The sequence below is a fragment of the Streptomyces sp. NPDC050674 genome (assembly GCF_040654575.1).
Taxonomy (GTDB): domain Bacteria; phylum Actinomycetota; class Actinomycetes; order Streptomycetales; family Streptomycetaceae; genus Streptomyces.
In genome coordinates, this window is the sequence record NZ_JBFAIG010000003.1 from 201,760 (window position 1) to 213,767 (window position 12,008).

General features: G+C 71.1%; 9 protein-coding genes. 6 read left to right on the forward strand and 3 right to left on the reverse strand.

Annotation, left to right across the window (positions count from 1 at the left end):
• Positions 1-123: 123 nt before the first annotated feature.
• Positions 124-1,191: an O-antigen ligase family protein gene (locus AB0I06_RS07845; RefSeq protein WP_363117877.1), complete on the reverse strand. Its 1,068-nt coding sequence runs from the start codon at positions 1,189-1,191 to the stop codon at positions 124-126.
• Positions 1,192-1,415: 224 nt separating this feature from the next.
• On the opposite strand from AB0I06_RS07845, the gene lnt reads away from it, so the two are divergent.
• The 4 genes from lnt (at position 1,416) to AB0I06_RS07865 (ending at position 6,415) form a co-directional block, all read left to right on the forward strand.
• Positions 1,416-3,032: an apolipoprotein N-acyltransferase gene (lnt, locus tag AB0I06_RS07850; RefSeq protein WP_363117878.1), complete on the forward strand. Its 1,617-nt coding sequence runs from the start codon at positions 1,416-1,418 to the stop codon at positions 3,030-3,032.
• Positions 3,033-3,100: 68 nt separating this feature from the next.
• Positions 3,101-3,580 (forward strand): NUDIX domain-containing protein, encoded by a 480-nt coding sequence (locus AB0I06_RS07855; protein ID WP_363117879.1) that lies wholly within the window; start codon positions 3,101-3,103, stop codon positions 3,578-3,580.
• A gap of 54 nt (positions 3,581-3,634) precedes the next feature.
• On the forward strand, positions 3,635-4,435 hold the full coding sequence (locus AB0I06_RS07860; protein WP_363117880.1) for a 3-hydroxybutyrate dehydrogenase: 801 nt from the start codon (positions 3,635-3,637) through the stop codon (positions 4,433-4,435).
• Between the two features lie 75 nt (positions 4,436-4,510).
• Entirely contained in the window at positions 4,511-6,415 is a 1,905-nt protein-coding gene (locus AB0I06_RS07865) for a GAF domain-containing protein (RefSeq protein WP_363117881.1), read from the forward strand.
• 49 nt (positions 6,416-6,464) lie between these two features.
• On the opposite strand, the gene AB0I06_RS07870 is transcribed toward AB0I06_RS07865, so the two are convergent.
• Positions 6,465-7,856, reverse strand: a complete 1,392-nt coding sequence (locus AB0I06_RS07870) for an MFS transporter (RefSeq protein WP_363117882.1) — start codon at positions 7,854-7,856, stop codon at positions 6,465-6,467.
• A 407-nt stretch (positions 7,857-8,263) separates the two neighbouring features.
• Here AB0I06_RS07870 and AB0I06_RS07875 point away from each other — a divergent pair, with 407 nt between their 5' ends.
• Together AB0I06_RS07875 and AB0I06_RS07880 are read left to right on the forward strand one after the other, a co-directional pair.
• Positions 8,264-10,318, forward strand: coding sequence for an alpha-L-fucosidase (locus AB0I06_RS07875; protein ID WP_363117883.1), 2,055 nt, complete (start codon positions 8,264-8,266; stop codon positions 10,316-10,318).
• Positions 10,319-10,707: 389 nt separating this feature from the next.
• Positions 10,708-11,334 carry a TetR/AcrR family transcriptional regulator gene (locus tag AB0I06_RS07880; protein ID WP_363117884.1) on the forward strand — a complete coding sequence of 209 codons (627 nt, stop codon included), beginning with the start codon at positions 10,708-10,710 and terminating at the stop codon, positions 11,332-11,334.
• A 138-nt stretch (positions 11,335-11,472) separates the two neighbouring features.
• Here AB0I06_RS07880 and AB0I06_RS07885 read toward each other — a convergent pair whose 3' ends face one another.
• A complete protein-coding gene (locus AB0I06_RS07885; RefSeq protein ID WP_363117885.1) occupies positions 11,473-12,006 on the reverse strand; it encodes a TetR/AcrR family transcriptional regulator C-terminal domain-containing protein in 534 nt (177 codons plus the stop codon).
• Positions 12,007-12,008 lie beyond the last annotated feature (2 nt).

Below are 12,008 nucleotides of genomic sequence, written 5' to 3' on the forward strand. Positions count from 1 at the left end.
TTCTCGTCACCGCTTGTGATCGAGACGGTGATCACCGAGTGTGATCGCCGGCCGTTGCGGGAACGGTGCCCACCGGCGCACCACGCGGAACCCCGGACCGGTCACCACGCGGAACCCGACCGCTCACCACGCGGCGGCGCGTCCCGCTCCGCGTGCCTGTGTCTCCGGAGTACGGCCCGACGGTTCGAGGGGGCGGGCCGTGGCCATGCCCGCCAGCAGGCCCGCTCCCACCGACACCGCGGTGAAGCTCAGCGCGTTGCCGATCGCGGCGATGGCGGCGAGCGCGGTCAGGGCAGCGCCCGCCGTGAGCGCCACCGGGGTCGGACGCGGGCCGCGCCACAGGGCGTACAGCACCCAGCCGAAGGCCGCCGCCAGCAGGAGCACGCCGACGACGCCCTGCTCGGCCGCCTGTTGCAGGGGCGCCGAGTGCGGCTTGCCGTCGGACAGCAAGGACTCGGCGGACGTCGCGCTCAGCTCCCCGAAACGACCCGGGCCCGCCCCGAGGGCGGCGTCCTGGCCCGCCAGGTGCCAGGCGTCCTGCCACAGCTCGACGCGGTGCGGTGTCAGGCGCCCCTCCAGCGCGGCCACGAAACCGCTCGGCACGGCCCGCGCGGCGACCAGCCAGACCACACCGGTCGCCAGGACGGTCACGGCCGCCAGCACGGCCATCCCGGCGCCGCGACGACCGGTGCGGCCGGCGGCCAGCGAGCACCCCAGCACCGCGAGACAGGTCACGAGCCCGCTGGTCGAGCCGAGCACGGCCGCCAGCACCGCGACCGCGGCGGCCAGCAGGCGCAGGGCGAGGCGGACAGCCTTGACCGGGGCGGCCCAGGCCGCGCAGCAGGCGGCACCGGCCGACAGCGTCAGCACGGCGGCGGTGGCCCCGGCGTGCCCCAGGGGCGCGGCGATCTGCGGGCCCGGGGCGAGATGCGGAACGGCCACGGCCAGCGCGACGCCGGCCAGCGCCCCGGCCAGGGGCGCGCCGACCGGCAGCAGCGCCCCGCTGATCCGCCCGGCGGCGTAGCCGGCGGCCACGGCCAGCACCGCGAGCAGCACCCCCTCGGGCCTGCCGTCGTGCACGGCCGCCGTGATCAGGGACCAGCCGGCGCAGGCCCCCAGCACCACGACACCGGCCGCGTCAGAAACGATTCGTCTCTCGCCGTAGGCGTCCGCCCCGGACGCAGACGCCATCCCACTGGAACCCACCCCGCCCCGCCCCTCGCCCCCGGCGCCCCACTCGCCCTGACCTGTGAAGACCCCGGCCGGTCCGGGCCGCGACGGGCCCGTACGACTGAGGCTTGGCACACCGTAACGGCTGGTGAAGGGTTTGGGGATGTGTCGTGACGAAATGAACAGGGAGCCCGCCGTGCGGACCGCGCTGTCGGCTCCCTGGTCACGCGCCTTAGACTCCGGGAGTGACCGTCACCGCAACCTCCGTCGGCGAGTCGGACCAGCTGGAACAGCGAATCGCGCCCGGAGCGCGGACGTGGGTCCGGCGGCTCGTGCGTCTCCTCCCGGCCGCCGCAGCCACCCTCTCCGGCCTGCTCCTCTACGTCTCCTTCCCGCCCCGCACGCTGTGGTGGCTGGCCCTGCCCGCCTTCGCCGGCTTCGGCTGGGTGCTGCGCGGCCGCGGCTGGAAGGCGGCCCTGGGCCTGGGCTACCTCTTCGGCCTCGGGTTCCTGCTGCCGCTGCTGGTGTGGACCGGAGTGGAGGTGGGGCCGGGGCCCTGGCTCGCCCTGGTGGCGATCGAGGCGCTCTTCGTGGCCCTGGTCGGCGTGGGTGTCGCGGCCGTGTCGAAGCTGCCCGGCGCGCCGGTGTGGGCCGCCGCGGTGTGGATCGCCGGCGAGGCGGCACGCGCGCGCGTGCCCTTCCACGGCTTCCCCTGGGGCAAGGTCGCCTTCGGGCAGGCGGACGGGGTGTTCCTGCCGCTCGCCGCGGTGGGCGGCACCCCGGTGCTCGGCTTCGCTGTGGTCCTGTGCGGCTTCGGACTGTACGAGGTGGTCCGGCTGGCCGTGGAACGGCGGCGGACCGGTGAGGTGCGGCGCACCGCGGCGGCCGTGGGCCTGCTGAGCCTGGCCGTCCCGGTCGTGGGCGCCGTCGCGGCCCGGCCGCTGGTCAGCGACACGGCCGAGAACGGCACCGCCACCGTGGCGGTGATCCAGGGCAACGTGCCCCGCGCCGGCCTCGACTTCAACTCCCAGCGGCGGGCGGTACTCGACTACCACGCGCGCGAGACCGAGCGTCTGGCCGCCGAGGTCAAGGCCGGCAAGGTCGCGCGACCCGACTTCGTGCTGTGGCCGGAGAACTCCTCCGACATCGACCCGTTCGCCAACCCCGACGCCCGGGCCGTCATCGACGCCGCGGCCAAATCCATCGGCGCGCCCCTCTCGGTCGGCGGTGTCGTCGAGCGGAACGGCAAGCTCTACAACGAGCAGATCCTGTGGGACCCGGCCAAGGGCCCCGTCGACACCTATGACAAGCGGCAGATCCAGCCGTTCGGCGAGTACCTGCCGCTGCGCTCGCTCATCGGCGCGATCAACGAGAACTGGACGGCGATGGTCCGCCAGGACTTCAGCCGGGGCACCGAACCGGGCGTGTTCACCATGGACGGCGCCAAGGTCGGCCTCGTCACCTGCTACGAGGCCGCTTTCGACTGGACCGTGCGCTCCGAGGTCACGGACGGCGCCCAGCTGATCTCCGTGCCCAGCAACAACGCCACCTTCGACCGCAGCGAGATGACCTACCAGCAGCTCGCCATGTCCCGGGTGCGCGCGGTCGAGCACAGCCGGACCGTGACCGTGCCGGTCACCAGCGGGGTCAGCGCGATCATCATGCCGGACGGCAGGATCACGCAGAGGACCGGCATGTTCGTGGCCGACTCACTGGTGCAGAAGGTGCCGCTGCGGTCCTCGCAGACCCCCGCCACCCGGCTCGGCATCCTGCCGGAGATCGCCCTCGTGCTGGTCGCGGCCGGCGGACTCGGCTGGGCCGTCGGCGCCGGGCTGCGCGGGCGACGCGCCGGTGACGCGTAGCCGTACGCCCGTCGTCCGCCGACCGAAGGGCGCCGTGCCGCCGCGACCGGCCCTTTAGGGTCGACGGCATGGCTACTCCCGACTTCATCCGCACCCTGCGTGCCACCGCCGGTCATCAGCTGCTCTGGCTCCCCGGGGTCACCGCCCTCGTCTTCGACGACGAGGGCAGAGTGCTGCTCAACCGCCGCGCCGACACCCGCAAGTGGTCCGTGATCGGCGGCATCCCGGACCCGGGGGAGCAGCCGGCGGCCTGTGCGGTGCGGGAGGTCTACGAGGAGACGGCCGTACGCTGTGTCGCCGAGCGGGTCGTCGTCGTCCAGGCCCTGGAGCCCGTCACCTATGAGAACGGCGACACCTGCCAGTACATGGACATCACCTTCCGCTGCCGGGCCGTCGGCGGTGAGGCACGGGTCAACGACGACGAGTCGCTGGACGTGGCCTGGTTCGACGTCGACGCCCTGCCCGAACTGAACGAGTTCGGGCTGCTCCGGATCAAGCAGGCCCTGTCGGACGACCCCACATGGTTCGCCCCCACTGCTTCTGACTGAACTATGGGGCCAGACCACATGGGGTGGGGCAGGGGCGCTGCCTAGGGTCGAACCATGACCGCGCCCCGTGCCCTCCTGGCCCCCCACGCCTGTCCGCTCGACCTGGGCGGACGCACCGCGCTCGTCACCGGCGCCGCCGGCGGCATCGGCCGGGCCTGCGCGCTGCGGCTCGCTGCCGCCGGGGCCAAGGTGAGAGCCGTCGACCGGGACGCCGCGGGCCTGGAGGAACTGGCCGGCCAGGGGCGAGGCCTCGCCGGCACGGTGGAGCCGCACGTCCTCGACCTCACCGACCTGGACGCCGCCGAACACGCCGCCGCGGGCACCGACGTCCTCGTCAACAACGCCGGGATCCAACTGGTCCGTCCCCTCGAGGAGTTCCCGCCCGAGGTGTTCCACACGGTGCTCACCGTGATGCTGGAGGCGCCGTTCCGGCTCATCCGCGGGGCCCTGCCCCACATGTACGGACAGGGATGGGGCCGCATCGTCAACGTGTCGTCCGTCCACGGGCTGCGCGCCTCGGCCTACAAGTCGGCCTACGTGGCCGCCAAACACGGCTTGGAGGGACTGTCCAAGACCGCCGCCCTCGAAGGCGCGCCCCACGGAGTCACCTCGAACTGTGTGAACCCCGCCTATGTGCGCACCCCCCTGGTCGAGAAGCAACTCGCCGACCAGGCGCAGGCACACGGCATCCCGCAGGAGCGCGTCCTGTCCGAGGTACTGCTCCAGGACAGCGCCGTGAAACGGCTCATCGAGCCGGAGGAGGTCGCCGAGGCCGTGGCGTACCTGTGCGGTCCCCAGGCCTCCTTCGTGACCGGGACCTCGCTGGTGCTCGACGGTGGCTGGACCGCCCACTGAGCAGCCGGCCCCGTCGGCCGCGGGAGTTGTCCACAGGGCTGACGGGACGGGCCGGTCATGGTGAATCCTGTGAGCATGTCCAGCGATCATGCGCAGTCCGCCGAGATGCCGTTCCTCGAGCTCCTGGCCCGGGGCGCGTCGGCCGACGCCTATGAGCAGCCCGAGCTGCTCGCGCGCGCCGAAGGGCGCCCGGCGGAGTGGATCGCCGCGCTCCGGCGGGCCAAGCCGCTCGCCCTGCGCGTCCGCGCCGAGCTGGAGGGGCGACGCCGGCGCGAGGCCGAGCTGTCCGCCCTGTTCGCGACCGCCCACGACCTCGCCGGGCTGCGCGATCTCGACGCCGTCCTCCAGGCGATCGTGCAGCGCGCCCGCTCGCTGCTGGGCACCGACGTCGCCTACCTCAGCCTGCACGACACGGAGCGCGGCGACACCTACATGCGGGTCACCGAGGGCTCGGTCGCGGCCCGGTTCCAGCAGCTGAGGCTCGGGATGGGGGAGGGCCTCGGCGGCCTGGTCGCCCAGACCGCGCGCCCCTACGTCACCGACGACTACTTCAAGGACGACCGGTTCCAGCACACGCTGACCATCGACGCGGGCGTGCGGGACGAGGGACTGGTGGCGATCCTCGGCGTGCCGCTGACCCTCGGGCACCACGTCATCGGCGTGCTGTTCGCCGCGGACCGCCGCGCCCGCGTCTTCGAACGGGAGCAGATCGCCCTGCTCGGCTCGTTCGCCGCCCTCGCCGCTGCCGCCATCGACACCGCCAACCTGCTCGCCGAGACCCGCTCCGCCCTCGCCGGCCTGGAGCGGGCCAACGAGATCATCCGGGACCGCAGCGGCGTCATCGAACGTGCCTCCTCGGTGCACGACCGGCTCGCCGAACTCGTCCTGCGCGGCGGCGGCGTGCACGACGTGGCCGCCGCGGTCTCCGAGATCCTCGACGGCACCGTCGAGTTCGCCGAGGCCTGGGCCGCACCGGCCGAGCCCCTGCGGAAGTCCGGCGCCGAAGGGCACGCCGTGCTGCACGAGCAGGACTGGATCGCCGCCGTCGCCGCGGGCGGCGAACTGCTCGGCGCACTGGTGCTGCGCGGGCATCCGGGGCTCGACCCGGTCGACCAGCGCACCCTGGAGCGGGCCGCCATGGTCACCTCCCTGCTGCTCCTGGCCCGCAGATCCGCCGCCGAGGCCGAACAGCGGGTGCGCGGTGAGCTGCTGGACGACCTGCTCGACGCCCGCGACCGCGACCCGCGCCTGCTGCGGGAGCGCGCGGCCCGGCTGCACGCCGACCTCGACGCCCTCCATGTGGTGCTGGCGGCCCGGCTGGAGGGCGGTGCGGCCGACGCCGAGCAGGAGGCGGACGCCCGCAGACGCCTGGCAGCGGCGGCGTCCCACCTGGCGGCCACCCGGCACGGCCTGGCGGCCGCGCGCGACGGGGGCACCGTCCTGCTGCTCCCCCTCGCCCCCGGCGACACCGCGACCGGCCTCGCCCGCCGCGCCGCCCGGCAGCTGGGCACAGCCGTCCACGCACCGGTCACGGTCGGCGCCTCCGCACCCGCCGATGACCTCGTCACCCGTCCCGAGACCGTGGCCACGGCCTACGCGGAGGCCCGGCGCTGCCTGGAAGCCCTGCGCGTCCTCGGCCGTCGCGGAGACGGGGCCGCCGCCGAGGACTTCGGCTTCCTGGGACTGCTCCTGGCCGGCGACCGCGACATCCCCGGTTTCGTCGACCGCACCATCGGCCAGGTCATCGCCTACGACCGGCGACGCGGCACCGAACTGCTGCGCACCCTCGACGCGTACTTCGCGTGCGGGATGAGCCCCGCGCGCACCAAGGACGACCTGCACGTCCATGTGAACACGGTCGCCCAGCGCCTGGAGCGCGTCGGCCGTCTCCTCGGTGACGACTGGCAGCGACCGGACCGCGCCCTGGAGATCCAACTCGCCCTGCGACTGCACCGGTTGTCGGAGGCCGCACCGCACTGACCCCCGTACGCACGGGGCGTACGGGGGCCGGTGAGGACGGTTGCCGGGGTCAGACCGTGCGGGCGTCCTCCACAGGGCTGTCCGTCCGTTCGGTCCCCGACGCGGCGGGATCAGTCACATCGGCCAGATCCCGGTGACGGGTCTCCTCGGCCGCCGCCACCGCGACGACCGTGAGCACCGCGGCGGCGATGACGTAGAGCGCGATCGGCGTGGAGCTGCCGTAGTCGGACAGCAACGCGGTGGCGATCAGCGGCGCGGGGGCGCCCGCCGCGACCGAGGCGAACTGGGCGCCGATCGAGGCACCGGAGTAGCGCATCCGCGTCGCGAACATCTCGGAGAAGAACGCGGCCTGCGGCGCGTACATCGCCCCGTGCAGCACCAGTCCGACGGTGACGGCGAGGAGCAGACTGCCGAAGCCGCCGGTGTCGATCAGCGAGAAGAACGGGAACATCCACAGCCCGACCCCGACCGCACCGATCAGGTACACGGGCCGGCGCCCGATGCGGTCGGACAGCGCGCCCCACGCCGGGATGACCACGAAGTGCACGGCCGAGGCGATCAGCACGGCGTTGAGCGCGGTCTGCTTCGAGACACCGGCCGAGGTGGTGGCATAGACGAGGATGAACGCCGTGATGACGTAGTAGCTGATGTTCTCCGCCATGCGCGCGCCCATCGCGACCAGGACGTCACGCCAGTGGTGCCGCAGCACGGAGACGAGCGGCAGCTTCTCGGCCTCGGCGGCGTGGTCCGCCTTGCGGGCCTCGGCCTGCGCCAACGCCTCCTGGAAGACCGGCGATTCATCGACAGACAGACGAATCCACAAACCGATGATCACCAGCACCCCGGACAGCAGGAACGGCACCCGCCAGCCCCAGCTGCCGAACGCGGCGTCCGACAGCAGCGCCGTGAGCAGGGACAGCACCCCGGTGGCCAGCAGCTGCCCCGCCGGCGCGCCGGTCTGCGGCCACGACGCCCAGAACCCCCGCCGCCGGGCGTCCCCGTGTTCCGACACCAGCAGGACGGCACCGCCCCACTCCCCGCCGAGCGCGAAGCCCTGGACCAGCCGGAGCACGGTGAGCAGCACCGGCGCGGCCGTGCCGATGGAGGCGTGCGTCGGCAGCAGCCCGATCGCGAAGGTCGCCCCGCCCATCAGCAGCAGACTCAGCACCAGCAGCTTCTTGCGCCCGAGCCGGTCACCGTAGTGCCCGAACACCAGCGCGCCCAGCGGCCGGGCGGCGAATCCGACCGCGTACGTCAGGAAGGACAGCAGGGTCCCGACGAGCGGGTCCGAGTCCGGGAAGAACAGCTTGTTGAACACGAGCGCGGCGGCGGAGCCGTAGAGGAAGAAGTCGTACCACTCGATGGTGGTGCCGATGAGGCTGGCGGCGACGATGCGCTTGAGATTGCCCGGGGGCGGGGGAGCGGTGGTTGCGGAGGCCATGTGCGCCACTTCCTCGTGTGCGGTGGGGACGGGTATGTGCGCACACCGTAGGAACGCGCAGGTCAGGGGCACATGTGGTGGGGCAACATAGTTCGGGGCGCGGCTATGCGTCGGACCACCATGCCCGCTCGTGAAGGGTGATGTGGTGGTGGCCTGCCGACTCCCGTGGTGGGGCGGATCGGGGATAGCAAGGCGGAACCCTTCAAGACATCCGATGTATGACGCTTCACTCGACGGGTGAGTGAACCTCCGGGTTCAACACTTCTTCAAGTGCCCCTGTTTCTTGGCTCTTTGCGTCAATTTCGCCTCAACTATAGACGCAGCCGCCGTCGTTCTCCTATAAATCCATCCGATGTCTCGGCTTCCAGCGCCCTGCCATCCCTCCCCCTGACCCATGGAGCCGCACCATGTCCTCTGCCTCTCTCAGCAGACGTTCACTGATAAAGGCCGCCGCCCTTGCCGGGGGAGTGGCGGCCTTCGGGCTGCCGCAGGTCCTGTGGCCTTCCACCGCCGAGGCGTACGCCGTCCCCTCGAAGATGGACTGGTGGTACCAGGCCAGGTTCGGGATGTTCATCCACTTCGGCTCCTACTCGCAGCTCCGGCAGGGTGAGTGGGCGTTCGACGGTCAGCAGTGGAGCAAGGAGAACTACCAGAACCAGGTCACCAAGAACTTCAATCCGACCCGGTTCAACGCCGCCACCATCGCCGAACTGGCCAAGAACGCCGGCATGAAGTACCTCGTGATCACCGCCAAGCATCATGAGGGCTACGCGATGTGGGACTCCGACGTCGCGGGCTTCACCGACACCACCGGCACCAAGCAGTACAACCTGCGCGACTACAACGGCATCCAGACCGACCTGCTCATGGACCTCAAGCGGGAGTGCGAGAGCCGCGGGGTCAAGTTCTGCCTGTACTACTCGATCCTCGACTGGAACCACCCTTCCCAGACCGACCGCCACCAGGGCGGTCTCACCACGATGTCCTCGCAGGCCGCCCGCACCGCCTACATCGCCGACATGAAGGCCCAGCTGCAGGAGCTGCTGGACCGCTACGACCCGGCGCTGCTGTGGTTCGACGGCGACTGGTTCGGCGACCCTTCCAGCCCCACCCTGGAGGACTGGTGGCTGGAATCCGACGGCGTCGACCTCTACAACTGGCTGATCGCCCGCAAGCCCGGCCTCATCGTCAACGAGAGGGTCAAGCGGGACCACGGTCTCGGCGACTACGCGGTCGCGGAGTTCGGGATCCCGTCCGCGCCGATGAGCCGGCCGTGGGAGCGGTGCACCACCATGAACGGCGCCTGGGGTTACAACGCGGGGAGTGAGAACTCCTACAGATCCGTGAAGGACGTCGTCCAGGAACTCGTCACGGTGGTCTCCCGGGACGGCAACCTCCTGTTGAACATCGGCCCCAAGGGTGATGGCTCGGTCACCGCCGGATCCCAGACCGTCCTCAACGGGCTGGCCGCATGGATGTCGACGCACAGCGACAGCATTCACGGCACCAGCGGCAGCCCGTTCGCCACCGAACCCTCCTGGGGCAAGGTCACCAAGAAGAACGGCAAGCTGTTCGCCCACGTCTTCGCCTGGCCCACGAACGGCCAGCTGCGGATCCCGGCGATCGACAACACGATCAGCCGCGTCTACCTGCTGAACAACCCCTCGGTCTCGCTCCCGTACACCGTCACCGACCAGATCAACGTCACCGTGCCGACCACCGCGCCGAACGCCGACGTCTCCGTGGTGTGCGTCGAGGTCCAGGGCATGCCCGTACGCGTTTCCGCGACGGTGAGCGCGAACGTCACCTACGAAGGCGCCCGCGCCGTCCTTCCCTTGGGCAGCTACACCTCCTCGCAGCTCACCGCCGCCGGCCTGGGCCCCGGCATGGCCTCCTCCATCCTGGTTCCGGACGGTTACCAGGTGACGGGCTACTCCGGCGACAACTTCACCGGCACCGCCTGGACGTTCACCTCGAACACCCCCGACCTTCGGGTGACCGGCAACAATGACGCGATCAGATCACTGAAGGTGACGTTCAGGCCCGACAAGTACTACCGCCTGACCAACGTCACGAACCACTTGGCGCTGGACAGCGGCGGCAATTTCACCAGCGGCTCGAGCTTGAAGCAGTGGGAGCCGATAGACCACAACAACCTCCAGTGGCAGGCGATCGAACTCGGCAACGGGTACTACAGACTCGTCAACCGAACCAACGGCCTGGTCGCCGACGGCTGGGGAACCACCAGCAACGGCGACCCGGTCCGGCAGAGGGCCTGGGACGGCAGTAACAACCAGCAGTGGCAGATCATCCACCGCGGCCAGGGCCAGTACTCGATCGCCAACCGCGCCACGGGACTGGTCCTCGACGGCGGCGGCTTGGTCGCCGCAGGAGCCGTGGCCAAGCAGTGGACGTGGGTGCAGAGCACCAACCTGCTGTGGACGTTCAGCCCGGTCGGCTGACCGGCGCCACGCCGCACCGTCCGGATCCGCCGCCGCGCCGACCGCCGGAACCGTCGCGCTGCCCGGTGCCTGCGTCGGCAGGGCGGCTACCGCCGTGCCGCCCCAGGTCACGCTGCCCGACCGGGGCATCTACGACACCGCCACCGCGTCGGCGGGGACCGACGGGTTCGTGACCCGGCAACGGTGAGTACGGAGCCGACTACTACGGTGCGCCGACGCTGGAGAAGGGGTCCTGATGGAACTGGCCCTGTTCTATCGGGGATCTCTATATCGGCTACGGTGTTGCTGTTACGGTGCTGCTCAAGGAGGTCGGACGTTCCGTGGCAGAAACTGGTCCTGCGCGAGCAGACACGAAGGCATCGGCTCGGCGGTCTCCAGGGCGGCCGCCGGTGCCGTTGGAGCGCATCGTCGCGACCGCACTGCAGATCGTGGACGAGGAGGGCGCCGACGCTCTGTCGATGCGGACGCTCGCCCAGCGTCTGGGCTCGGGCACGGCGACGCTGTACCGGCACTTCGACAACCGGGCGGCATTGGTCGCCCATGTCGTGGACCGCATGTTCGGCATCGTGGAGCCGAACGGCGAGGAACTCCTCACGATGGGCTGGGAGCAGGCGTTGCGGACGGTCGCGCACACCATGTTCGACGCCTTGGCCCGGCACCGTAACGCGGCGCGCCTGCTGGTCGAACAGTTCCCCCTGGGACCGAACGCCATGGCATTGCGGGAGCGCTGTGTCGCGGTGCTGCTCGACAGTGGTTTCCCGCCGCGCGTGGCCGCGTACGCGTACGCGACTCTGGCCCGCTACGTCCTCGGATTCGCCGTGCAGGTCAACAGGCAGGGCGGCGCAGGACAAGCCGACGACGCACAGTCGATGGCCGTCTTTCAGAGCCTGGACCCGGACCTGTTCCCGGCCACCGTGACCGTGGCCGGGGTGATGCCGGTTCCGATCGAGGACGAGTTCTCCTTCGGCCTCGAACTTCTTCTCAGCGGGCTTGCCCGCCTGCGCGACGAGGCCTGACCGAGCGACGTGATCACTGGGGCGAGCTCTGGACACGGACCGCTCCTTCGGGCAGATCCCGCTCCCGGCCCTCCGACACCGTCCTCGACCTGGTCCACTTCGGCTTGGCAGGCAGCACGGACTCGGGGAGCCGCACTGCTACCGGGTGCTGGCTTCGATGCCATCGAGGATCGACTGCAGTCCGAAGGACTCGCACGGGCCAGGGGTGGCCGCGAGGGCGGCGCCGATCGCGAATGTGACCAGGCTCCCGGCGGCTTGCTCGGCATCCCGCCTGCTGAGGCCGGCCGTCTCGCAGACCGCGCGGAGGTGTTCTTCATGACGGTCCCTGGCCGGGCCGTCGAGAGGCTGGATGGTCATGGCGGCCAGGAGCCAGGGATGCCGGAGAAGCATCGAACGCAGGTCGTCGACCATGCCCCGGAGGGTCGGACGCCATTCGATGTCGTCGAGAACGGGGAGCGGTGGCTGTCCCCATACGGTGTCAGCGGCCAGTAGGAGCAGATCGTGTCTGCTCCTGACGTGCCAGTAAAGTGCCGCCGCGGTGATGCCGAGGCGACTGCCGAGCCTACGCATGCTCAGGCTCTCGATGCCGCCCTCGTCCAAGAGGGCGATGGCGGCCTGGATGATCTGCTCCTGGTGCAGAGCGTCGCGGGGCGTTCCTGGGGCGGCCGACATGG

What these genes read in the sequence shown, in the direction of transcription:
- AB0I06_RS07845 (WP_363117877.1), bottom strand. Translation starts at nt 1,191, where the DNA reads ATGGCGTCTGCGTCCGGGGCGGACGCCTACGGCGAGAGACGAATCGTT.
- AB0I06_RS07855 (WP_363117879.1), top strand. Translation starts at nt 3,101, where the DNA reads ATGGCTACTCCCGACTTCATCCGCACCCTGCGTGCCACCGCCGGTCAT.
- AB0I06_RS07860 (WP_363117880.1), top strand. Translation starts at nt 3,635, where the DNA reads ATGACCGCGCCCCGTGCCCTCCTGGCCCCCCACGCCTGTCCGCTCGAC.
- AB0I06_RS07865 (WP_363117881.1), top strand. Translation starts at nt 4,511, where the DNA reads ATGTCCAGCGATCATGCGCAGTCCGCCGAGATGCCGTTCCTCGAGCTC.
- AB0I06_RS07870 (WP_363117882.1), bottom strand. Translation starts at nt 7,856, where the DNA reads ATGGCCTCCGCAACCACCGCTCCCCCGCCCCCGGGCAATCTCAAGCGC.
- AB0I06_RS07875 (WP_363117883.1), top strand. Translation starts at nt 8,264, where the DNA reads ATGTCCTCTGCCTCTCTCAGCAGACGTTCACTGATAAAGGCCGCCGCC.
- AB0I06_RS07885 (WP_363117885.1), bottom strand. Translation starts at nt 12,006, where the DNA reads ATGTCGGCCGCCCCAGGAACGCCCCGCGACGCTCTGCACCAGGAGCAG.